The organism is Thermoactinomyces sp. CICC 10521, from assembly GCF_016055135.1.
In the GTDB taxonomy this organism is placed as follows: Bacteria; Bacillota; Bacilli; order Thermoactinomycetales; family Thermoactinomycetaceae; genus Thermoactinomyces_A; species Thermoactinomyces_A daqus.
Genome location: NZ_JAECVZ010000003.1, coordinates 165,217 through 186,736 on the forward strand (window position 1 = coordinate 165,217; position 21,520 = coordinate 186,736).

Below are 21,520 nucleotides of genomic sequence, written 5' to 3' on the forward strand. Positions count from 1 at the left end.
ATTGAAATAAAAAGAGGCTGTATCGCCGGATTGGCAATACAGCCTCTTTTGGCTCATCTCACTTGAGCCTGATGCCCGCCGTAGGCATGAATTCCGTCCACCTTGACGACTTTGGCAAATTCCTCCATTAACTGTTTGGCAATAACCCCCGGTACTCCGGTTCCAATGGAACGTCCGTCAACTTCGACCACCGGAATCACTTCCGCTGCCGTTCCGGTGAGGAACACCTCATCAGCCACATAGACATCGTGGCGGGTAAAAGGCTGTTCTTTGACGACATACCCCAATTTTTCCGCCAGTTCCATGATCGCGTTGCGCGTCACTCCCTCCAGCGCACCGATATAGCAGGGAGGAGTATAAAGAACGCCTCGTTTCACGATAAAAACGTTGTCTCCCGAACCTTCAGCCACATACCCGTTCATTCCCAGCATCAACGCTTCGGCAACACCGGCCTTGTTGGCTTCTATACGAACAAGAATATTATTGAGATAATTTAAGGATTTGATTTTTGGATCGAGCGCATCCGGGATATTTCTCCGCGTCGGCACCGTGATCACGGAAATCCCCTTTTCATACATCTCACGAGCAAACAAGCGGACTTGATCAACAATGATGATCACATTCGGCGACTTACACTTGGAGGGATCAAGCCCGAGATCTCCGGGGCCACGGGAAACGACCAGACGAATGTAAGCATCGCGCAACCCATTTTTGCGAACCGCCTCGCAGACCAGATCCTCCATCTCTTCCCGGGTATACGGCAAATGGAGCAAAATCGATTTGGCAGAGTCGTACAGACGCTCGATATGTTCCTTCAATCTGAAAATATTTCCGTCATAAACGCGAATTCCTTCAAAAATACCGTCTCCATAAAGGAAGCCATGATCGAAAACGGAGACCACAGCTTCTTCTTTCCTCTTGTACTCCCCATTGATAAATACCCAGCGCTCGTCAGCCGTCATGTTGCCTTCCTCCTCGTTTTGGTGATTTTTGTTTACTCAATGACACGATGCAGCGGATATTCCCCAACATCAGAAATTAGAAAAAGCCTCCGACGGCACAGTTTGATCCCTTGCATCAGAACCTGCCGCTGGAGGCTTTTATCCCCACGGTGTACACCATATCCCGGTGCCGATACCGCTTGGTCCAGACTCCCTTGAATCAAATGGACGGAACCCTAGGTACCCTTCTGATAAGACTGAAAATTTCCTCTTAATAAATTTGTAAATCATTATATCCCCATGCTATAAAACTGTCAATCATTTTGTGCAAAATTTGATTTCGACGCTATTTTTTCATAACTTTTTTTATAAAAACAGGGGAAGGAACCCAGTATCCGCACTTGGCACCCCAACACTTCAATTTCAGAAATGGCCCCCTGCATCAACAGATGGTCAACAGGCAACTCAGCATCGATGATAAAATAATAATTTCCCAGCCCCGTCTTCGTCGGCCGTGATTCTATCCGGCACAAATTGATCTTGCGCCATGAAAAAGCGGCCAAAACCTGATACAACGCTCCCGGGTAATCTGAGGGAAGCGTAATCTGCAAACTCGTTTTGCAAAAATCGGCAGATTGACGGTTTTCCTTCTCTTTCCACCCGACTGCGAGGAAACGCGTAAAATTATTTTGATGATCCTGCATATTTTCCATCAGGATCGACAATCCGTTAAATTCCGCCGCTTTGGCCGGACCGACGGCCATCCATGGTTGATCAGGCTGTTCCTTTATGAGTCCGGCCGCTTTGGCCGTACTGTCGGTAAAGACAAATTCAGCCATGGGCGCTTTTTGCCGAAGCGTCCGTTGGCACTGCGCAATCGCTTGGGGATGGGACAAAATTTTTCCGAATTCCCGCAGCGGACGGTGCTTTTGCGACGGATGAACCATCAGGCATTGCGCAATCGGATAAACCAGTTCGGCAACGATCGGGACATCAATATAATGAATCAGCCAATCCAATGTTGAGTTGACCGATCCTTCGATGGCATTCTCCACCGGAACGACGGCAAACTGAACTTCTCTGTCCGCAACTGCTTGCAAACAGTCGGGGATCGTGGAATACGGCTGCAAAACCGCGTGTTTCTCCGGGAATAACCACTCTGCAGCCGCATGGGTAAAGGTTCCAGCTGGTCCCAAATAGGCTACGACTTCTTTCATAACCCTGCTCCTTATATTTTTCCCAAGACTCTACTACGTTTTTGCTCTGCTGTCAACTGGACAAATGCCCCCGTTTGTGACGCTTTCAGGTCAGTGATGTCCGCCGGGATATTCATTTCCGAAAAAACGCTTTTAAAATATCTTGTCAAACGTTCCCCATCCCGGGCAAACGCAAGGATCGTCGGCCCCGCTCCGCTCAAAGCAGCTCCGTACGCACCGTTTTTAACCGCATTTTTCAGAATTTCCCGCAATCCGGGAACCAGCGTTTCCCGATATGGCTGATGAAATAAATCCTGCATGGCAACTTGGAGCAAATCCCACCGTTTTTGCAACAGGGCGGCTACCAGCAGGTTGGCCCTGCTGCTGGATAAAACGGTCGTTTCCTTGTCATAAAAACTGGGTAAAACATGCCGGGCCAGTTTGGTGGAAAGAGGGCGTTTGGGTATGGCAACGACGATCGGCAGATTAGGCGCTTCGCTGGAAAGCAGGTGCGCCTTCCGCCCATCCCACGATCCGATCACCACCCCGCCAAAGATCGATGCCCCGACATTGTCCGGATGCCCTTCGTACTTTGTAGCCCGCTTAAGTATCTCCTCCCGGTCCCATCCAAACTGATACAAATGGTTAACCGCCATACAGGCTCCAACGATGGCGGCCGCGCTGCTGCCCAGTCCGCGGGCAAGCGGGATCTCATTTTCGATCTCCAGTTGAAATGGAATAAGAGAAAGTCCCATTTCAGCGCAAGCCTGCTTCATGACGGAAACAATCAGGTTATCCTGATCCAGTTCAATTCCGGCTCCATACGGCCCGCTGACGGAAAGGCTCAACTCCTTCGCCGGTGAAAAACGCAAGCGCAGATACCGGTTTAATGCCATACCGATCGAATCAAAACCGGGGCCCAAATTCGCCGTACTGCAAGGCACAACCACCTCAAACGGCGCAAACTCTCTCATACGGCCGAATCCATTTCCACATTGATCCATTCCAAAACCGCCTTCATTTCTCCGGGAATCACCTTGGGTTTCACTTCGGTGGCATGAAGCGCCGTTTGCGGATCTTTTAATCCGTTTCCCGTCAATACGCAGACGGCTTTGCTCCCCGGTTTGCATTTCCCAAGCTGCGCCATTTTGATCAGACCGGCTACCGAAGCGGCTGAAGCGGGTTCACAGAAAACCCCTTCCCACTCGGCTATTTTCCGGTAAGCCTCCAAAATTTGCTCATCAGTGACAAAGTCGATGCATCCTCCTGACTCATCCGCCGCCGCTTCCGCCTTTTTCCAACTGGCCGGATTGCCGATGCGAATGGCCGTCGCAATCGTTTCCGGTTCACTAATTGGTTCACCGCGGACGATGGCTGCGGCTCCTTCTGCCTCAAATCCCCACATTTTCGGCAGTTTGCGAGCCTTCCCCGCCTGAACATACTCCTTAAACCCTTTCCAGTACGCGGTGATGTTTCCGGCATTCCCCACCGGAATCGCCAGGATATCCGGTGCTTCGCCCAATTGTTCACAAATCTCGAAGGCGGCCGTCTTCTGCCCCTCAATCCGGTAGGGGTTTAAGGAATTGACCAGCGTAACCGGATACCGGTCCGCGATTTCCCTCACCATGGCCAGCGCCTGGTCAAAATTCCCTTCAATTGCCAATACTTCTGCTCCATAGATGACTGCTTGCGCCAATTTCCCCATCGCGATCCGCCCGTGGGGCACCACGACGTAACACTTCAAACCGAGCCTGGCCGCATAGGCTGCCGCTGATGCGGATGTATTGCCAGTCGAAGCACAGATGACTGCGGTGCTTCCTTCTTCCTTCGCTTTGGCGATGGCCATTACCATCCCGCGGTCTTTAAACGATCCGGTGGGATTGGCTCCTTCGTGTTTGAGATAGACGTTTACACCGATCTCAGCGGACAGCCTTTGTGCATGATAAAGCGGTGTTTCTCCCTCAAACAGGGTCAGATGCGGCGTATGCTCCGTTACGGGCAAATAGGCGCGATAGCGTTCCAAGATTCCTCTTCTCATTATTCCTCTCCTTTGCTGACTCTCTCTTCTCACTCACCTGTTCCTACGACAATAGCCCGTCTGACGCCCGGTAAATCAACGAGCCCCTGTAAGAGTTCATTGATCTCCATCCCTACCTGTGCCGTATCGACAGACATCGAAACATTGGCTTCCCCCTGCAGCGGGATCGTTTGGTGAATGGTTAACACACTGGCACTTGCTGATGCCAAAAAGCTTAAAACCCTGGACAGAATGCCGGCCCGATGCTCCAGGATCATGGAGATGGTCACAATTTTTTCCTTGACCATCGCATGGAACGGGAAAACACCATCCTTGTATTTGTAAAATGAGCTGCGGCTGATTCCCACTTTCTCCACAGCTTCTTGAACTTTGGATACTTTTCCTGTCTCCAGCAGCTTTTTCGCTTCCAATGTTTTCTGGATCGCCTCAGGCAGCATATCGATTCGAACCAAAGCATAAGGATCTTGCGGCATTATATGTGTCCTCCAATAAAATACATATGTTTCCCCATTACGGACATTTTAACGTGGACTGGTACTGTTAGGCAAGACCCTTTGTAAAACTTTTTCTATGCGAGATCGCTGATCAACCTGGTGGCACAAGGACCTCCCGATTTTGTTCAGATATCTGTCTCATGATTGGGCCGGCAATTTTCATCGATCCGCTTCCATTCTTTTACAAAAAGGATTGTCTGCATTTGCTTATGGTATAATAAATGGCCGGAACGCCACACATACACCATCGAGATAAGGAGTTGGTATCGTGATTTCCGTTCTTTTTGTCTGTTTGGGAAATATCTGCCGTTCACCGATGGCTGAGGCGGTTTTCCGCCATTACGTCCGGGAGGAAGGCCTGGATGACCAGATTCGCGTCGACTCCGCAGGCACCGGCGACTGGCACACCGGTGAACCTCCGCATCACGGGACGCGAAAAAAACTGGATCAATACGGAATTTCCTATGAAGGCATACGAGCCCGGCAGGTGAAAAAAGAGGATTTTTCCAACTTTACATACATCATCGGGATGGATAACCGCAACGTTGAAAACTTGCACAAGCTTTCCGGCAATTCCGGGGACAACGTGTATCGTTTTGTCGACTTCATTCCGAACACGACCTACACTGAAGTGCCCGATCCATGGTATACCGGTAATTTCGATGAAACGTATGAGCTGGTATCGGCCGGATGCCGCCATTTACTTGACAAAATCAAGCGTGAACATCACCTGGAATAAAAAAAGCAAGCGGAGCTCCAATTTCATTTGGGAGCCGCTTGCTTTTTTCTTGCTCAGTAATCCGCACCATCGCTTAATTCAAATTCCATCTCTCCGATGCGAATCGTATCCCCTTCTTTGGCACCACGCGCTCTCAACGCATCTTCAATCCCCATTTTGCGGATCGTGCGCGCAAAGCGAAGCACACTGTCATGGTATTGGAAGTTGGTGCGCTGAACCAATTTTTCCACCCGCTCTCCTTCTACGACATAAACTTCATTTTCGCGGCGGATGGTGAAGGCGGGTTCCTCTTCGGTACTGCGATACACTTTTCGTTCCACAGGCGCTTCCGACACCGGCCGGGCAGACTCTTCCTGTTCCACCTGATCCAGCAACCGGCTGACGGCAAACAACAGTTCCTTTACTCCTTGTCCCGTCGCAGCCGAGATCGGGTAAACCGGCACATCGCCGATTTTTTCTCTGAACCGTTCAAGATGCTCCTCCGCCTCCGGGAGATCCATTTTGTTGGCAGCGACAATCTGCGGGCGATTGATCAAGTCCGCGCGATACTGTCTGATTTCCTCATTGATTTTCAAATAATCCTCATAAGGGTCGCGCCCTTCCGAACCAGCCATGTCAATCACGTGAACAATCACTTTGGTTCGTTCAACGTGACGCAAAAATTGATGCCCCAAGCCGACACCTTCATGTGCCCCTTCAATCAGGCCTGGCAGATCGGCCATGACAAAACTGCGCTCTCCCACCTGAACCATGCCGAGGTTGGGAACCAATGTGGTAAAATGATAAGCCCCGATTTTGGGCTTTGCCGCAGAAACGACCGATAACAGCGTCGATTTCCCCACGCTCGGGTAACCCACCAACCCGACATCAGCCAACAGTTTCAGTTCAAGCTCAACCCAGCGTTCCTGGCCGGGATCTCCGTTTTCCGCGATTTCCGGTGCCGGATTGGCCGGTGTGGCAAAACGGATATTGCCCCGCCCTCCGCGTCCTCCTTTGGCGATCACCGCTCTTTGTCCATCTGTCGTCAGGTCAGCAATCCATTCTCCTGTTTCCGCATCTTTTACAACCGTTCCGGGCGGCACTTTCACGACAAGATCTTCCGCCGATGCACCGTGTTGGGATTTGGAACGCCCGTTCTCCCCGCGTTTTGCTTTGAAGTGACGTTGAAAGCGAAAATCCATCAGGGTACGCAAACCCTCATCCACTTCAAAAATGACATCGCCGCCAGCGCCGCCGTCTCCACCCGCGGGGCCCCCGTACGGCACGTATTTCTCGCGCCGAAAGGCAACCATCCCGTTGCCGCCGTCTCCGCCTTTTACATAAACTTTTACTTTATCCACAAACATGTCCCAGTCACCTTCCTACTCTTGCCGGCTCAAACAACACGCGACCTCCATCCCGTTTCGTCCGGACAGGGTCTCCATTTTCGCTTGCCACCGTTGCAGTTTATTCTTTAAGGTCTTTTCATCCGTTTCCGCAATTCGAAAAGGGAGTTCATCAAGCTGCCAGTTGATTTTCACATGGACCCAAGGGTCATTTTGAACCAGAGAGATCTGAAGTTTTCCGTATCCTTTTTCCGCTTCCCCTTTTGCTTCGAGGAACTGAAACAGCGTCTCCAGAAGTTGAAACAACTTTTTCTCGGCGGCAACTTCCGAAAACCGAATAGCCTTGGGCACATTCCACTCGATTTCCCAGTCTTTAAACCGGTCGTCAAGAATGAGAAGTGATGCGGAAAGCGGAGCATACCTGGACTCAGACAGGTTTCGCTCATGACCCGCCCGTTCCACCAGTTTTTGCATGTACGCTTTGAGGCGGTCTTCCTTTTTCATCATCAAATATCCCATTAAAACTTGGATATGATTCATCCAATCATGCCGCTTGATGCTGGAAATTCGTCTGATCCGTTCCGCTGCGGCGATGGACTCCATCCGGTTTCTCAGCAGATGGGCACAGGCGATGCCGAATCCCAGGGAAAGCAAGGAACCGAGAAAAAAAAGGATTGTGCCTGTCCGACCAAACGGTTGGACGAGCCAGCCCACAAGCAAAACAATCGTGGGAACAAAGGGTAACACCCATTGAAAACCGCTCCGCCTCACCTTGATCTCCCCTATCTTTTGTATGTATGTCAGACCTTATTTTACAGTATTTTTCCACAAAAGAAAAACCCCGGCCGTTTGGCCGGGGTTTCTTCAGCCTAATTCACTCAGGCTTGTGCTGCTGCAGCTTCTTGTGCAGCTACAGGGTAAATGCTTACGCGTTTTTTGTTGCGTCCCATACGCTCAAAACGAACAATACCGTCTGCTTTTGCAAACAAGGTGTCGTCTCCTCCACGACCAACATTTACACCCGGGTAAATTTTGGTTCCGCGCTGGCGAACCAAGATGTTTCCAGCCAAGACGAATTGACCGTCTCCGCGTTTAACGCCCAGGCGTTTGGAGATGCTGTCACGGCCGTTTTTCGTGGAACCTACACCTTTTTTCGATGCGAAATATTGCAGATTGAGTTTCAACATGGTTTCCACCTCTTTTCATTCATTATTGAATCCGTTCTTTCATTTTAACATAGGAAGGAAATTCATCAGCCACATTTTTCAGGGAAACGACCATGGCTTCCATGAGCAGGCGAACCTGTTCCCGCTTTGCAGGATCAGACAATTCCCCCGGGAAACGGCAATCCAGCTTTCCTTCCCTGTCATCATCGGCATGCACCTTGCAGCCGAACATCTTTTCAATGGCATTAACCAATCCGATGGAAATGCCGGAAACTGCGGCACAAACAATATCCGTACCGTGCTCGCTGTAATTGGCGTGCCCCGTGATCAGAACGCGCTCCACCTGCTCCCGGTCGTTTCGCTCCACCAAAATGCGAATCATTATGCTTCGATGCTTTCGATTACAACCTTGGTGAATGGCTGACGATGACCTTTTTTGCGTTTATAATTCTTTTTCGGTTTATATTTAAACACGGTAATTTTTTTGCCTTTTCCGTGCTTAACTACTTTACCGATTACTTTGGCGCCTTCTACAACCGGAGCACCAACTTTGGTTTCATCATCTTTGTTTACGAGCAATACTTGGTCGAAGGTAACTGTGTCACCTTCTTGTGCGTTTAATTTTTCGATGAAAAGAACGCTGTCTTTTTCTACACGGTACTGTTTGCCGCCTGTTTGAATAATAGCGTACATGAACTTTAATCCTCCTCTTAAAGGACTCGCCATGAACAGGAGAGACTGAGGTCTCTTGCAGATCCTGTCACGAGCGGTATCGACAACAAGCCTTATCTTAGCACATCCGCCGATGATTGTCAAAAGCGAGTTGCAAGTAAAATATTTCCTATAATCCTAAAAGAGCTCTTCCACCGTACAGGTGTAAAACCGCGGATGCAAAAACCGGCTGAGCAGCGTCTCCTCGGGCAAAAACCCGATCACCTTTCCCGTGCGATCCGTCACTTCCAAAATATGATAGCGCTCTTTATATAACATCTGTACGACTTCTTTCAACTCGGCCTTGCCATGGACAGTCATTTTTTTAACGGGTTTTGAGGAAATGCGGGAACGCGTACGGGAAAGCAAAAAACGCAGGAATTGGTAATGTCTCTGTTTTAGTGCCCGCAAGTTGGAGTATAACAAAAAGAGGGCGATCAGGAAAAGATGGATGAGAATTCCTTGTTTAAACCAAAACAGGGCGGCCGCAGCCAGCACGAGAGAGAGAAAACTGCTGACCCACAGCGTAAGATCGATGCAGATCCGAAAAGGGAACAAAAAACTCAGCCCCGCTTGCATCACCCGTCCCCCATCCAGCGGATAAATGGGCAACAGATTAAAACAGGCGATCATGACATTGCCGTGGATGAAGTATTCAGTCCATTCCCTCGTCCACCAGCCCGTCCCGTAAAAAAGCAGGCTGATTAAAATCATCGCCACATGCTGAAAGGGCCCGGCCAATGCGACGACTACTTCTTCCTTCGCCGGAACGGTTCCCCACTCCTCCGTCTGCGCCACACCGCCAAAAGGAAGAAGTTCCACGGCGCGGATGCGCCAGCCATAACTCCTTGCTGCCGCGACATGCCCCATTTCATGGATCAGAACCAGGACAAACAAGGTGAAAAATTCAATAAAATAGCCTGTCCAAACAGCCGAACAAGCGACGAGCCATAAAAGCGGATGAATGCGCAGGCGAATTTTCTGCCTCATGCGGTCAATCAAATACGATCACGCTCGCCGGATCAATAAATCGATCATTTTGTTTCACGGCAAAATACAAGAGCGGTTGTCCTTTTGTTTCACTTATGCTCCCGATAGTCTGCCCTTTTTTCACCCAGTCTTTTGGTTTGACGTCGATACCGGCCAATTGGCCATACCATGTCTCGCTCCCTCCCTCATGCTGAATGATCACTGTTTTGCCCAATCCCGGTTTCTCCCCGGCAAATATGACCCATCCTTCATCCGCAGCCGCAACCCGCGCATGGGCAACCGTTCGGATCACGATCCCCTTGCGCTGTTCATCAAACGGGAGCACCACTTTTCCAAAGACGGGAGAATGCCAGCGATGTTCCCGGGGCTTCTCATCAGTCTCAGAACGGGAAAACGCCGGAAGAATGGACGGAGATCCTCCTAAATATCGTTTGAACCAGTTTTCCATTCCCGCAAACTGAAAATCGTGCGTCATGACGCCGGAAATCCATTGTTCCGCAGGCTTCAGCACCGGGGACTGTGAACGGAAAACGAGCAATGTCAAAATAAAGAGAGCTGCGGTTAACAGCATTTGTGTACGCAGTCGGCCTCCCTTTTTTCCCCTTGCTTGTCCTTTGCCGCTTGTTTGATTCCAAGGGGAAGCATCATAGGAAAGTAAATCCTGACCCGGATCCCATTCTTTTCTTTTCGCAGCCCAAGAGCGCGGGGCCCGTCCTTGTCTGATTGCCTGCCATTTAACTTCTCTGCGCTTTTTGTGTTTCTGCGCCCAGTCGTACATCCTGCCCAACCCCTATTGTTCACATTTGTATCAAGATATGATGGACAAGGGGGGGATATGCAAAAAGCAAAAAACCCGGTCCCTTCGGGCTTTGAAGGAACCAGGTTACCTTGGCAGGAATCGGCCCGCCTGTTTGGCCTCAGGCAAAACCGAGCCATCGCTTTACTTTTGTAATCACATTCGATTCTTTATCCAATACCATCAGGGGAACCATTTCCCCCTGGATGCGACGGGCAATGTCTCGATAAGCTTTGCCTGCCGCATTTCGGTTTTCATAGACGATCGGCTCTCCGGTATTCCCCGCGCGAATCACCTGCTCATCATCCGGCACGACTCCCAGCAGGTCGATCGCCAGCACAGACACAACTTCGTCCACATCCATCATTCCGCCGTCTTTCACCATCTGCTTGCGAAGACGGTTGACCACGAGCTTGGGAGGGGCCACCTGTTCTTTCTCCAAAAGCCCGATGACGCGGTCGGCATCGCGAATCGCCGTATTTTCCGGAGTTGTGACCACAATGGCCTGATCCGCCCCGACAATCGCGTTTTGAAAGCCGAGATCAATCCCTGCAGGACAATCGATAATCACATAATCGAACTTCTCCTTTAACTCCGCAATCAACCATCGCAATTGGTTGCCGGAGATCGAACTCTTGTCTCTTGTTTGCGCCGCCGGCAACAAATACAGCTCATCACAACGTTTATCCCGGATTAACGCCTGATCGATACGGCATCTTTTTTCGATGGCATCGACCAGATCATAAATAATTCGATTTTCCAATCCCAAAAGCACATCCAAATTTCTCAGCCCGATATCGGCATCCACCAGACAAACTTTTTTCCCGGCCAATGCCAAAGCCGTGCCGATATTGGCTGAGGACGTCGATTTCCCGACGCCTCCTTTTCCGGATGTAATCACGATGCTCTCTCCCACATTCTCCCCTCCTTCCCCTGAAAATTCAATCCTGCTTCAGACCAATTTTATTAAAAATGACGGCGCCCTTCTTTCCATTCAAGTTCCGGTTTCAATTGCCCCAGATGGTGAATCCGTTCCACGACGATCTGGTTATCAATCATATAAGCAAAGCGCATGCCAATCTCGGACTCATCCCATTTGTCCGGCGGGCGCGAGATCACATCAGCGATGCGGAGCTGGGTCGGCCGCAAAACGGAAGCGACGATGATTGCATTGGTATCCCCTTCGCACCCCGCGTGCGCCAATCCGCGCAAGGCTCCCAAAACATAGATGCTCCCCGTACACTGAATGGTTCCGCCGGGATTGACATCGCCCAAAAACAAAAGATTTCCTTTATGTATCAATACCTGACCTGATCGAACCGTTCCCGACTTGATGACAAGATCCTGCTCACCACCAAGGAGATAGGGGATGTCGTCGGACTCAAACTCCTGTATGATCAAATTTTTGCGGACGGAAAACAGTTCCCTGACAGCAATTTCCTCCGCTTTTGTAATCTGTCTCTTTCCCAACTTGATGATCACATTCAAATCCGGGCCGTCCCAAATGTGTGCGGCATGGGAGTTTTCCAGCTTTTCTTTAAGATCTGCCAATACATCAGAAAAGGGGCGCGAATCATCCAGAAAGAAAAACAACCCGTCTTTGGTTCCTTTGATCGTTACGCCCGGTTTTAGCGTTTTCCCCATATCCAACGTCACCCCGCCTCACATATGATTTCGCTCTTCTCCTTCATTTTCCTTCATCCCCCAGCTTGCCACAGATGATTTGCCTTGATTAACGGAGAATGGTGTCAAATATAATCGACCGATTGCGTTTCTTTTGATAAATCAGGTGAATCACCTTGAATATGGGATAGCCGATGATCACATTAAACAGTGTCGACGGAATAATGTAATTCCACATCGCCAACACAACAGGCACATCCGTAAAATCGAAGAGGCGATCCCACCCGTAAATCAGGATGAGATAGATGAGTTGCCCCCATGCGGTCAGCACCCCGGCAACCCACTGAAAAGGAGGCACATGGGCTGCCATCCTGTAGGTTCCATACGCGACGAGCGGAAGGGTTATCGCGGAAATGCCAAGTGCGGGCCCGTAAACGACATCATGAAGCAACCCGAAAAAAAAGCTGAGCAACAGTACATACCGCCGCGGCAAATACAAAGAAATGGCAATCATCCCACTGACAACCAATTGAGGGATAACGATAAAAGTGCTCCCCCAGGCTTGGGGGAGCAACCATTGGAAAACGGAACCTTCCAAAATGAAAAGGAGGAAGAGGAAACCGGCGAACAGCTTTTTCATGGCATTCCCCTCCATAAAATGCATTGTTTATTTTTGCATCGATTTGAGTTGCAGTTTTTCCGGATCTTTTACAACCGCAACATAATCCAATTGTTCAAAGGATGCGGACGGTTTGATGTAGACAACCTGTTCCACCTGGCTCTCATTCATCGTCACTGCATCCACCGTGCCGATCAAAATGCCGCCCGGATAAATGTCCGACAAACGGGAGGTAACGATGATTTGCCCCTTTTTGGGAGCAGCCGTCACGGGTACTTTCTTCATGATCAGACGGCGTTTTTGTTCATCGTATCCTTCGATAATCCCCAGAACTTCTCCTTTATCCGTTTGAACCACCGCCGCAATGCCCGGCCCGTCTCCCGAATCGGTCAACAACTGAATGTTCGCCATGTGGCTGGTTGCGGTTTGAACCCGGCCGATGAGTCCTTGCGGGGTGACCACCGGCATTTTGGGACGCACCCCATCATCAGTCCCCCGGTTAATCACCACCCGGTTACTGAAACGGTCCGGGCTGCGGTAAACGACACGGGCCTGGATCGATTCCAGACGATTCTCAGTTTTATAATCCAGCATCTCTTTTAATTCTTGATTTTCCTTCGTCAGTTCATTGACACGCGCCCTTAACTTCAATTCTTCAACCGACGGGGAAGAGGCGCTTTTCGTTCCTTTTCCATCGGCGAACAGCCCGCTGAACGGAGTGTAAAATACCCCTTCAATCCATCCGGCGCCATTTTGGATCCAACCTTCCGGTCCCGCGAGAATATCGCCGTCCCCTTTGGTCATGCCCGCGGAAATAAACAAAAGGACAACCGAAATCACGATGATAAATATGCGCTGGGTCATATTTCGTTTCATGAAGAGAACGCCTCCATCAGAACGGTCTGCGACGGGAGCGGTACGATGAATTGGATCTCGGTTTAAACATGTCGATATGGTCCAATGCCGCTCCCGTACCGATGACGACGCAATCCAGGGCATTCTCCGCCACCGTCACCGGCATGTGCGTCTCCTGTCTCAGCCGTTCATCCAGCCGGCGCAACAATGCTCCGCCTCCGGTCAACATGATCCCCCGGTCCAAAATGTCGGCGGACAGTTCCGGCGGAGTCTCTTCAAGGGTTTGTTTCACGGCGTTGATAATATCGTTAACCGTTTCAGACAGAGCCTCTGCAATCTCCCGAGAGGTAATCTCAATCATTCTCGGCAAGCCCGTAATCAGGTCCCTGCCCTTGATCTCCCGGGTGAGATCTTCCTCCGGCGGAATCGCTGCCCCGATTTCCATTTTCAGCGTCTCCGCCGTTCTTTCACCGATCAGCAGATTATGTTTTCTCCTGATGTACTGGATGATCGCTTCATCCATCTTATCCCCCGCCACGCGCAAGGAATGGCTGGTGACAATGCCGCCGAGCGAGATGACGGCAACTTCCGTCGTTCCTCCACCGATGTCCACGACCATGCTGCCGGTCGGTTCCCATACGGGCAAGCCCGCTCCGATCGCTGCGGCAAAAGGCTCTTCGATCGTATAAGCCTCTTTTGCCCCCGCCCGGATCGTCGCTTGCTCCACCGCCCGCTTCTCTACCGGCGTGACTCCGGATGGAATGCAAACCATCACATTGGGTTTTCTCGGCAAAATCATCTTTTGGTCGATCGCTTGTTTGATAAAATACTCGAGCATCGTCGCAGTCGTATTGTAATCGGCAATGACCCCGTCTTTCATGGGACGGATGGCAACGATGTTTCCCGGGGTGCGCCCGATCATCGATTTGGCTGCATTCCCGACCGCTTTGATCTCTTCAGTTCCCAGCTCAATGGCCACAACTGAAGGCTCCCTCACCACAATTCCCTGTCCTTTCACATATACCAGCGTATTGGCCGTCCCAAGGTCAATTCCCATATCTTTCACAAAACTTCCAAACACGTCCGGCCCTCCTTCCCATTTGTCACATTTCTATTGTCGTCACAAGGATATGCTAGGAAATCAGCCCATGTTCACGCAGACTGAAAAATCGTTGATCTCCGATGATCACGTGATCCAGTACCTCGATTCCCAGAAGCTGCCCCGCCTCGATCAGTCGCTCAGTCACATGAATATCCTCCGTGCTCGGAGTCGGATCCCCGCTCGGATGATTATGTATACAGATGACAGCTGCGGAGCTGGAGCGAATCGCCTCAAGAAAAATTTCGCGCGGATGAACAAGCGAGGCGTTCAGACTTCCTTTAAAAACGCATTTTTTGCATATCACTTGATGTTTTGTATCCAAAAACAGGCAAACAAAATGCTCTTGTTTGGCAAAGCGCAATTCATCCATCACATATTGCGCAACATCTTCAGGGGAACGTATGACATAGCGCTCTTCAGGCGATAAACGCGAGATGCGCTGGCCAAGCTCTACGCCTGCCATCAGCTGAACCGCCTTTGCCAGACCGATGCCGTGGATTTTCATCAACTCCTGGAGCGAAGTTTGCGCAAGCCCTTTCAAACCGTCTGTTTTGACCAATACCCTGTGCGCCAGGGCCACCACAGACTCACCTGTGCTGCCTGTCCGCAACAACAGCGCGATCAGCTCGGCATTGGACAAATGCTGAGGCCCCAAACGCAACATCCGCTCACGCGGCCGCTCTTCCTCCGGCACGTCGCTCAGCAAAACGTAGGCACGTTCCATTTTCTCCATTAACGTTCCATTCCTCCTCTGCCTGCTATTTCACCCTGGTGAATGGCCGGATCCGACAAAGTAGCAAAACGGCAGAGGTGTCAGCTGATCAGACCATCAATTACACAGAGTGAAAACCCATTTCTTCCAGCATTTGATCCAACAGGGGGATGGACAATCCCACCACATTGAAATAACAACCTTCGATCTTATCGACAAGGCGGGCTCCCCGTCCTTGAATCCCGTATGCTCCCGCTTTATCCAAAGGCTCTTTTGTGCCTACATACCAAGCTATTTTTTCGGGAGATAACGGCCGCATCCACACTCTTGTCATACGGTGAGCCGTTTTTTCTTCCACTTGCGCACCCGCCCGAACGCGGACGAGGGCAATCCCCGAATAAACTTGATGATCGGTTCCCTGCAAACGGGAAAGCATCTTTTTTGCCTCATCTTCATCGCATGGTTTGCCCAGGATCTCCCCGTTATGAACGACAATCGTATCTCCGCCGATCACCAGTGCATCATCACACTCAGCGGCCACTGCTCTCGCCTTGCGCAGAGCTAATTCTTCAACGATTGTGCCAGGGGGAAGACGGTGATCAACTGTTTCATCCACATGGCTTGTTTGCACACGAAAATCGACTCCAAACAAGGCCAGCAGCTCTCTTCTGCGCGGAGAGCCGGAGGCCAGCACCAACTCTGGTTGCATTTCTTCGCCACCTACCTAAAACAACAAAAGGGAAATTAAAAATCAGGAGGGTGAGAATCCCCCGTTCAATGGGGAGCTTTCCTGATAAGGAAAAAAGCACCTTCGGTTTAAGGTGCCAACCATGAGAAGATCACTTACAGTTTATCAAATGAGGGTCCGATCAACAAGCAATTGACATGCGTTTGTCACAAATTTAGGCTATTTGCCCCGGCAAAATTTTTGTTCAATTTAAATCTTTAATCAATTGTTCATAGTTCACCATATAGCGGACCAAACCTTCCTGAACCTGCCACAGCAAAGCTTGATTAGGATTTTTTTCCGCTTGCTCGGCGCTCTGCATGGCTTGATCCAAAGCCTGAAACATTTTGCCAAGCGACTCGCGGGCCGGCTGCGGCAATCCCTTTTGCACCGTTTGGCACTCAAGAACAAATTGACGGTACTGGTCGATCCAGTCGCTGTTAAAAGCAATAGCAGGTGTTTGGGCACCTGGATCAGCCCGGATATCGCGAATCGTGACCGCGTTCAGCTGCTGAAACAAACGATTCCCTTTATTTAACGCCTTTGAAAGCGTCTCTGCCGTGTCTGATTTCTCCATGTTCCCCTGTACATTCATCTCTTTTAAATAAACGGGTACATCCTGTTTTTGATAGATGGCGGAAAGCTTCAGAGCATCATCCCGGTTGGGGGCCACCCCCATAAAAATCCGGTAGGGCGAACTCTCCGACATCACTGCGGCCAGCCCTTCCGCACGGTAGTTTTGAACGGTTTTCATCGCCCCGTTTTTCGCGCTGTAGTTCCCGGCCTGGAGCATGACCGCCCGCAATCCTGGAAGGGCCGTCATTTCCTTGACTGCCGATTCCTTCTGACCTGACTCGCTTTGTTGTTTTGCCGGCACCGTCAAATGGTCATCAATCGAACGCGTTGAATGCACGGGATTTTCCGAAAAAAACAGGTGCATGACGGAAATGCCCATGGCCGTCCCGATCAAGACCGCTCCGCCGATGGAAAGCAAAATCTGTCCGATATGCGCGGAAAACCGGCCCTGCCCCGTCTGTCGGCGCGCAAAAGGTTTTCCCGGTGCTCCCCAGTCAATTACGTTGCCTGGTTTATGCCCTTCCAAAAGCCAATTATTCCAGGCAACCGCTTCGGCCTTTTCCCACCAGCGACGCCACTGATCCGCCTTCTCCTTTTGATTTTGCCGGATCGGCCCCTGACCGGGTTCAGAATGCCCCGTTTCGGCTCTTCCGTGCAATCGGAATATGCTCTTTTTCGTTTCTTTTTCTGTTTGTGTGAAATTGCCCTGCCATCCGGGTCGTGATGTCTCCCCTGACCTCCCCGCATGCCTGATGGCCGGTGAGAGCGGCACCACTCCCCTTCCAGATTTGCTCAAGATTTCATCACTGGGCTGTGCCGGCAAGGCATGATCCTTTTTTGCCGGTGAAATTGGTTTTCCCTGGACTTTTACCTTGATTCCCGTACCGTGCACATGGCGGGAAGATTTGCTTGTCCCCATATCAATCCGCCCCTTTTTTCTATTCTGTTAATATAGCTTATGAGTTCATAGAGGGGATAGAACCGTCAAAAAAGAACAATCTTCCCGTTCATGTGCGCTCTACTATTCTAGTATCCTGAAGGAGAGCAAAAAATGGATCCAGCCGTCGCCCCACAACAGGGCAATGATGACACCGATGGCCAGGTGGGGAGCAAACGGCAGCGGATCACCCCAACTCCTCCGCTTGAAGAGCAGCGCATGGCAAACGGCGCAAAAAAGCGCGCTCCACGTCGCGAGCCAAAAAGCGAGAAAAATCTCAGGCCACCCGACAACCCAGCCCGACATCGCCAGCAATTTGGCATCACCCATCCCCATCCCGCCAGTGCATTTGCTGATGATCAGGCAACAGAGATAGGCGAGAGCTGAGGCACAAAGATAGTTGCCATAGGGCATGGGATGCACCCAAATCCGAACCGCGGCAAAGAGAACGGTTCCGCTGTAAGTGAACAAATTGGGGAGCACCATCGCTTGCAAATCGGTCAGGGAAAGCAGGATCAACAACCACATCAGCACCAAGCTGACCCATCCCTCCGCTGACGTTCCCTCACGAATTCCCACCAGCCACGTAAAAAAGAGACTAAAACCTGCTTGCAGACCCCATACCGTTTTGGAATAGCGAAAAAGGGTTCCTCCTTCGCGCTTCCGCCTGATCGACCAGCTGGCCAACGGAGGGAGAATTATGGAAATGAGTGCGCTGACCACAAGCATCGCGCCGATTTTCCAATCAAACATGGGGGATCTGTCCCACGTTTAACACCCACTCCGCTTCAGTCAATCCCTTTTGCACCAAGTGGGTCAAAGCCATCTCCATCGTCTGCATTCCACAGGCTTGTCCCGACTGCATGACGGAATCAAGCTGGTGCTCCTGCCCGGAGCGCAGCAGATGGGCAACTGCCCGGTTATTGATTAACAGTTCACAGGCAACCACATGGTCGCGCCAGCCACGGCCCGGAATTAACCGCTGGGCGAGAATGGCCAGCAAACAGGCCGACAGCTGCGCCCGAATCAGAGAATGACGCTCCGGTGAAAAGCTGTTCACCAGGCGATGCACGGCACCAATCGCATCGGCGGCATGGAGGGAAGCAAACACCATACTGCCCGCTTCCGCTGCGTGGAGGGCCGCTTCCATCGCCATGCGCTCCCGCATTTCCCCAATGACGATCAAATCGGGGTTTTGCCGCAGGGAAGAAACCATCCCGCTGGAAAAAGTATGTACATCCACTCCAATCTCCCGTTGCACGACAAGCGACCGCAGGGAATGATGCTCAAATTCGATCGGATCCTCCAGGGTGACGATATGGAGCGATTCCTCCTGATTCAGATACTGTACGAGCGAAGCGATCGTCGTTGACTTTCCGCTTCCGGTCGGCCCGGTAACCAGCAAAAGCCCCCTCTTTTTATGAATCAGCTCTGTCAGAACAGGGGGAAGTCCCAATTCTTCGGGTACCGGTATCCTCTCGGGCAAAAGGCGCAGCGCCAATGCCGCCGTTCCCCTCTGCTGGTAAAAATGGGCGCGCACCCGGACGGCTCCGACGGAAAAGGAAAAGTCATATTCCTTATGTTCCGCCAACGATTCCGGCCCGGGCAGATTTGCAGTTGCCTGCACAAAAGCGTACAGTTGGTCGGGGGGACATTCCCTGTCGCTCAACCATTCCCAACTGCCGTTTATTTTGGCGCGAGGCCGCTCCCCGGCGGCAAAGTGCAGATCGGATGCAGCCAGGTCGATTCCCAGTTGAACCCATTCCGCAATAAACAAAGCAATCCCCTCTTCTCCCATTTTTCACTATTTTATGATAAATTTCCCTGTATGAAAAGCCGGACAAAAAATAGTTTGATTCCGCCTGAAGACAACAGTAAAGTACAAGTAAAAAGATCACAAAGGAGTTCAACATGCTATCCATTCAAAATTTAACCGGAGGCTACGCCAAATCCTTTCCCGTGATTCACGATCTAAGCTTTTCTGTTTCCCCCGGAGAAATTGTCGGGTTGATCGGTTTAAACGGTGCCGGCAAAAGTACGACGATCAAGCATATTTTGGGTTTGCTCACCCCTGTGTCGGGAAAAGTGACCTTGGACCGGAAGACATTAAACGAGGACCCGGTCTCTTTCCGCTCGAAAATCGCCTGGATTCCTGAAACTCCGCAGTTTTACGATGAACTCACATTATGGGAGCACCTGGAACTGACGGCGAAGGTTTATCAGCTTGACCGGGCTTTGTTCAAGGAACGCGCTGAAGAATTGCTGGAACGTTTTCGCATGCAGAAAGCGAAAAACTGGTTTCCGAACACATTTTCCAAAGGGATGCAGCAAAAAATCATGCTGCTCAGCGCTTTTCTCATCCATCCGCGATATCTGATCGTCGATGAGCCGTTTATCGGTCTCGACCCATTGGCAATTCATGCCTTGCTCGATCTTTTGCAGCAAGGGAGGAAGGAAGGGATGGGCATCTTGATGTCGACTCACATTTTGGAGACCGCAGAAAAAACATGCGACCGTTTTGTCATCCTTCATCACGGACGCATTCACTTTACCGGAACCCTTGCCGAATGGCAGAAACAAACACAGAGACCATCTGCCTCACTGGCAGATCTGTTTATAGAGGTGGCAGAACGCACATGAATCTGGACAGCACAGCACTGTTTTATCAGCGCATGCAGCAGTCATGGCTGAAAGCGATCGGCATCATCCGGCTCGTGGCAGGTGGAGGAGGAACCCCCTTGTTTGCCGGAGTCGTCCTCATCGGGTTGTATTTCGGGTACAAGCGTTTTTTGGAATGGATGCCCTCCTCCTTTCCCGCCGGTTTGCTCACCGGACTGGTTCTTTCCCTGCTCTTGACATCCAGCCGCATCCGCACTTGGATCAAACCGGCCGATCCCGTTTTTTTGCTTCCGGCAGAAACAAAGATGAACGGATACTTTCGCGCCAGCTTATGCTACAGTTCGCTTGTTCACATCATTCATCTGGCACTTGCCCTACTGCTCCTCTCTCCGCTTCTGGCGGCGGGAGCACCAGAAGATCGCTCACCGCTCTGGCTCCTTTTTTCTTTGCTGAGCCTAGCACAAATCCTCAATGTGCTCATCGAATGGCAAAGCATGCGCCTTTTGTGCAAATGGAGCCGCCGTAAAATCAGGGGAATCGCCTTTCTGCGCTTTCTTCTCAATTTTTTATGGACTGAAGCGTCCATGGATCGCCAGTGGGTCGGGCTGCTTGTTCTTTTCTGCATCATGGCCGGGGTCTGGCTCGGACAGGTGGCCGTCACCCCAGCGTTTCCTTTACCTTGGGATGAACTGAAAAAACAGGAACAGTGTTTATTGGCGAGATATTATCATTGGGCCGGCTGGTTTGTGGACCTTCCTGCTGTCCAGCAACCGATCAGGCGCCGCCATATCTGGGTGCGGATAGCAGACCGTTTCACCAATTATCGGAAAAACCCGCTTCTCTATCTCTACTGGCGTCATTTCTTCCGCAAAAGCGAATTGTACGCTGTCTTTTTCCGGCTGCTTCTCTGGGCGATCATCATGATGGCGCTCTTCCCCAATCCCTGGGTGATCTTCGGCATCTACCTGGCAGCGAGCCTGATGCTTTTTTCCCAATTGCCTGCGCTGATAGATGCAAACAGCTATCCGGCTGCACTGAAACTGTATCCCTTACCGAAGGCTGCTTTTAAGAACAGTCTGGCACGAATCGGCACCGTTCTTTCGGGGATGCAAGCGCTGATTTTAACCATGGTGATTGCCGGTTTCCATTGGCTTTCGTTCGCCGGAACCCTTTTGTTTCTCGCTTATGGCCTGATTCTGTCAATGATCATGGCCGGGCTGAAAAAACGGAGTGTGCCGCCGCAAAAATAAACATTCTTTTCTTTTGGGACCGTCCCGGAAATGAATGCCGAAATGAGCCAGGGAGGGCTGTGTAACTCCCTACCCTCCCACACTCCGGGCCGCGGTGCGCTTCA

The 21,520-nt window shown here is 50.9% G+C and carries 25 protein-coding genes; 3 read left to right on the top strand and 22 right to left on the bottom strand.

The window, feature by feature from the left end:
• Window positions 1-53: 53 nt before the first annotated feature.
• The 5 genes from ilvE to I8U17_RS04075 all read right to left on the bottom strand — a co-directional run bounded on the left by ilvE (window position 54) and on the right by I8U17_RS04075 (window position 4,648).
• Entirely contained in the window at window positions 54-962 is a 909-nt protein-coding gene (ilvE, locus tag I8U17_RS04055; protein WP_033099208.1) for a branched-chain-amino-acid transaminase, read from the bottom strand.
• A 293-nt stretch (window positions 963-1,255) separates the two neighbouring features.
• Window positions 1,256-2,158 carry a prephenate dehydratase gene (pheA, locus tag I8U17_RS04060; RefSeq protein WP_198055020.1) on the bottom strand — a complete coding sequence of 301 codons (903 nt, stop codon included), beginning with the start codon at window positions 2,156-2,158 and terminating at the stop codon, window positions 1,256-1,258.
• 11 nt (window positions 2,159-2,169) lie between these two features.
• On the bottom strand, window positions 2,170-3,141 hold the full coding sequence (gene thrB, locus I8U17_RS04065; protein WP_081943632.1) for a homoserine kinase: 972 nt from the start codon (window positions 3,139-3,141) through the stop codon (window positions 2,170-2,172).
• The gene (thrC, locus tag I8U17_RS04070; RefSeq protein WP_033099210.1) at window positions 3,108-4,175 is read right to left on the bottom strand and encodes a threonine synthase; all 1,068 of its coding nucleotides are present in this window, start codon (window positions 4,173-4,175) and stop codon (window positions 3,108-3,110) included. The genes thrB and thrC overlap by 34 nt, the downstream gene beginning before the upstream one ends.
• A gap of 29 nt (window positions 4,176-4,204) precedes the next feature.
• Window positions 4,205-4,648 (bottom strand): ACT domain-containing protein, encoded by a 444-nt coding sequence (locus tag I8U17_RS04075; RefSeq protein WP_198055021.1) that lies wholly within the window; start codon window positions 4,646-4,648, stop codon window positions 4,205-4,207.
• Window positions 4,649-4,937: 289 nt separating this feature from the next.
• On the opposite strand from I8U17_RS04075, the gene I8U17_RS04080 reads away from it, so the two are divergent.
• Window positions 4,938-5,408 (top strand): low molecular weight protein-tyrosine-phosphatase, encoded by a 471-nt coding sequence (locus I8U17_RS04080; RefSeq protein WP_033099212.1) that lies wholly within the window; start codon window positions 4,938-4,940, stop codon window positions 5,406-5,408.
• Window positions 5,409-5,461: 53 nt separating this feature from the next.
• On the opposite strand, the gene obgE is transcribed toward I8U17_RS04080, so the two are convergent.
• The 17 genes from obgE to I8U17_RS04165 form a co-directional block, all read right to left on the bottom strand.
• Window positions 5,462-6,754, bottom strand: coding sequence for a GTPase ObgE (gene obgE, locus I8U17_RS04085; protein ID WP_198055023.1), 1,293 nt, complete (start codon window positions 6,752-6,754; stop codon window positions 5,462-5,464).
• Window positions 6,755-6,769: 15 nt separating this feature from the next.
• Window positions 6,770-7,504, bottom strand: coding sequence for a Spo0B domain-containing protein (locus I8U17_RS04090; protein ID WP_198055024.1), 735 nt, complete (start codon window positions 7,502-7,504; stop codon window positions 6,770-6,772).
• A gap of 107 nt (window positions 7,505-7,611) precedes the next feature.
• Window positions 7,612-7,920, bottom strand: coding sequence for a 50S ribosomal protein L27 (gene rpmA / locus I8U17_RS04095; RefSeq protein ID WP_033099215.1), 309 nt, complete (start codon window positions 7,918-7,920; stop codon window positions 7,612-7,614).
• Window positions 7,921-7,942: 22 nt separating this feature from the next.
• A complete protein-coding gene (locus I8U17_RS04100; protein ID WP_033099216.1) occupies window positions 7,943-8,281 on the bottom strand; it encodes a ribosomal-processing cysteine protease Prp in 339 nt (112 codons plus the stop codon).
• On the bottom strand, window positions 8,281-8,592 hold the full coding sequence (rplU, locus tag I8U17_RS04105) for a 50S ribosomal protein L21 (RefSeq protein WP_033099217.1): 312 nt from the start codon (window positions 8,590-8,592) through the stop codon (window positions 8,281-8,283). The genes I8U17_RS04100 and rplU overlap by 1 nt, the downstream gene beginning before the upstream one ends.
• Window positions 8,593-8,748: 156 nt before the next feature.
• Window positions 8,749-9,612 (bottom strand): site-2 protease family protein, encoded by an 864-nt coding sequence (locus I8U17_RS04110; protein WP_198055026.1) that lies wholly within the window; start codon window positions 9,610-9,612, stop codon window positions 8,749-8,751.
• Entirely contained in the window at window positions 9,605-10,378 is a 774-nt protein-coding gene (locus I8U17_RS04115; protein ID WP_052153862.1) for a M23 family metallopeptidase, read from the bottom strand. The genes I8U17_RS04110 and I8U17_RS04115 overlap by 8 nt, the downstream gene beginning before the upstream one ends.
• Window positions 10,379-10,517: 139 nt before the next feature.
• Entirely contained in the window at window positions 10,518-11,312 is a 795-nt protein-coding gene (gene minD, locus I8U17_RS04120) for a septum site-determining protein MinD (RefSeq protein ID WP_033099218.1), read from the bottom strand.
• Window positions 11,313-11,362: 50 nt separating this feature from the next.
• Entirely contained in the window at window positions 11,363-12,040 is a 678-nt protein-coding gene (locus tag I8U17_RS04125) for a septum site-determining protein MinC (RefSeq protein WP_033099219.1), read from the bottom strand.
• Between the two features lie 88 nt (window positions 12,041-12,128).
• Window positions 12,129-12,659: a rod shape-determining protein MreD gene (mreD, locus tag I8U17_RS04130; RefSeq protein ID WP_052153863.1), complete on the bottom strand. Its 531-nt coding sequence runs from the start codon at window positions 12,657-12,659 to the stop codon at window positions 12,129-12,131.
• A gap of 27 nt (window positions 12,660-12,686) precedes the next feature.
• Window positions 12,687-13,514: a rod shape-determining protein MreC gene (mreC, locus tag I8U17_RS04135; RefSeq protein WP_033099220.1), complete on the bottom strand. Its 828-nt coding sequence runs from the start codon at window positions 13,512-13,514 to the stop codon at window positions 12,687-12,689.
• A 16-nt stretch (window positions 13,515-13,530) separates the two neighbouring features.
• Entirely contained in the window at window positions 13,531-14,574 is a 1,044-nt protein-coding gene (locus tag I8U17_RS04140; protein WP_033099221.1) for a rod shape-determining protein, read from the bottom strand.
• Window positions 14,575-14,626: 52 nt separating this feature from the next.
• Window positions 14,627-15,319, bottom strand: coding sequence for a RadC family protein (gene radC / locus I8U17_RS04145; RefSeq protein ID WP_198055140.1), 693 nt, complete (start codon window positions 15,317-15,319; stop codon window positions 14,627-14,629).
• Window positions 15,320-15,428: 109 nt separating this feature from the next.
• Window positions 15,429-16,016: a Maf family protein gene (locus I8U17_RS04150; protein WP_033099222.1), complete on the bottom strand. Its 588-nt coding sequence runs from the start codon at window positions 16,014-16,016 to the stop codon at window positions 15,429-15,431.
• Between the two features lie 223 nt (window positions 16,017-16,239).
• On the bottom strand, window positions 16,240-17,529 hold the full coding sequence (locus tag I8U17_RS04155; protein ID WP_033099223.1) for an SPOR domain-containing protein: 1,290 nt from the start codon (window positions 17,527-17,529) through the stop codon (window positions 16,240-16,242).
• Window positions 17,530-17,631: 102 nt separating this feature from the next.
• Entirely contained in the window at window positions 17,632-18,300 is a 669-nt protein-coding gene (locus I8U17_RS04160; protein ID WP_198059061.1) for a prepilin peptidase, read from the bottom strand.
• Window positions 18,293-19,324: a type IV pilus twitching motility protein PilT gene (locus I8U17_RS04165; protein WP_198055030.1), complete on the bottom strand. Its 1,032-nt coding sequence runs from the start codon at window positions 19,322-19,324 to the stop codon at window positions 18,293-18,295. Before I8U17_RS04165 ends, I8U17_RS04160 begins: the two co-directional genes overlap by 8 nt.
• A gap of 134 nt (window positions 19,325-19,458) precedes the next feature.
• Between I8U17_RS04165 and I8U17_RS04170 the strand changes: the two genes are divergently transcribed.
• A complete protein-coding gene (locus tag I8U17_RS04170) occupies window positions 19,459-20,187 on the top strand; it encodes an ABC transporter ATP-binding protein (protein ID WP_198055031.1) in 729 nt (242 codons plus the stop codon).
• Complete coding sequence (locus I8U17_RS04175) at window positions 20,184-21,416, top strand: ABC transporter permease (RefSeq protein ID WP_198059062.1); 1,233 nt, start codon at window positions 20,184-20,186, stop codon at window positions 21,414-21,416. The genes I8U17_RS04170 and I8U17_RS04175 overlap by 4 nt, the downstream gene beginning before the upstream one ends.
• The last annotated feature ends 104 nt before the right edge of the window (window positions 21,417-21,520 follow it).

Coding starts and splice junctions, on each gene's coding strand:
- radC (WP_198055140.1), bottom strand. CDS start 15,319: ATGGAACGTGCCTACGTTTTGCTGAGCGACGTGCCGGAGGAAGAGCGG.
- I8U17_RS04150 (WP_033099222.1), bottom strand. CDS start 16,016: ATGCAACCAGAGTTGGTGCTGGCCTCCGGCTCTCCGCGCAGAAGAGAG.
- thrB (WP_081943632.1), bottom strand. CDS start 3,141: ATGGATCAATGTGGAAATGGATTCGGCCGTATGAGAGAGTTTGCGCCG.
- I8U17_RS04160 (WP_198059061.1), bottom strand. CDS start 18,300: ATGTTTGATTGGAAAATCGGCGCGATGCTTGTGGTCAGCGCACTCATT.
- I8U17_RS04115 (WP_052153862.1), bottom strand. CDS start 10,378: ATGTACGACTGGGCGCAGAAACACAAAAAGCGCAGAGAAGTTAAATGG.
- I8U17_RS04125 (WP_033099219.1), bottom strand. CDS start 12,040: ATGGGGAAAACGCTAAAACCGGGCGTAACGATCAAAGGAACCAAAGAC.
- I8U17_RS04075 (WP_198055021.1), bottom strand. CDS start 4,648: ATGCCGCAAGATCCTTATGCTTTGGTTCGAATCGATATGCTGCCTGAG.
- rplU (WP_033099217.1), bottom strand. CDS start 8,592: ATGTACGCTATTATTCAAACAGGCGGCAAACAGTACCGTGTAGAAAAA.
- pheA (WP_198055020.1), bottom strand. CDS start 2,158: ATGAAAGAAGTCGTAGCCTATTTGGGACCAGCTGGAACCTTTACCCAT.
- I8U17_RS04175 (WP_198059062.1), top strand. CDS start 20,184: ATGAATCTGGACAGCACAGCACTGTTTTATCAGCGCATGCAGCAGTCA.
- I8U17_RS04100 (WP_033099216.1), bottom strand. CDS start 8,281: ATGATTCGCATTTTGGTGGAGCGAAACGACCGGGAGCAGGTGGAGCGC.
- I8U17_RS04170 (WP_198055031.1), top strand. CDS start 19,459: ATGCTATCCATTCAAAATTTAACCGGAGGCTACGCCAAATCCTTTCCC.
- I8U17_RS04155 (WP_033099223.1), bottom strand. CDS start 17,529: ATGGGGACAAGCAAATCTTCCCGCCATGTGCACGGTACGGGAATCAAG.
- rpmA (WP_033099215.1), bottom strand. CDS start 7,920: ATGTTGAAACTCAATCTGCAATATTTCGCATCGAAAAAAGGTGTAGGT.
- ilvE (WP_033099208.1), bottom strand. CDS start 962: ATGACGGCTGACGAGCGCTGGGTATTTATCAATGGGGAGTACAAGAGG.
- thrC (WP_033099210.1), bottom strand. CDS start 4,175: ATGAGAAGAGGAATCTTGGAACGCTATCGCGCCTATTTGCCCGTAACG.
- obgE (WP_198055023.1), bottom strand. CDS start 6,754: ATGTTTGTGGATAAAGTAAAAGTTTATGTAAAAGGCGGAGACGGCGGC.
- mreD (WP_052153863.1), bottom strand. CDS start 12,659: ATGAAAAAGCTGTTCGCCGGTTTCCTCTTCCTCCTTTTCATTTTGGAA.
- mreC (WP_033099220.1), bottom strand. CDS start 13,514: ATGAAACGAAATATGACCCAGCGCATATTTATCATCGTGATTTCGGTT.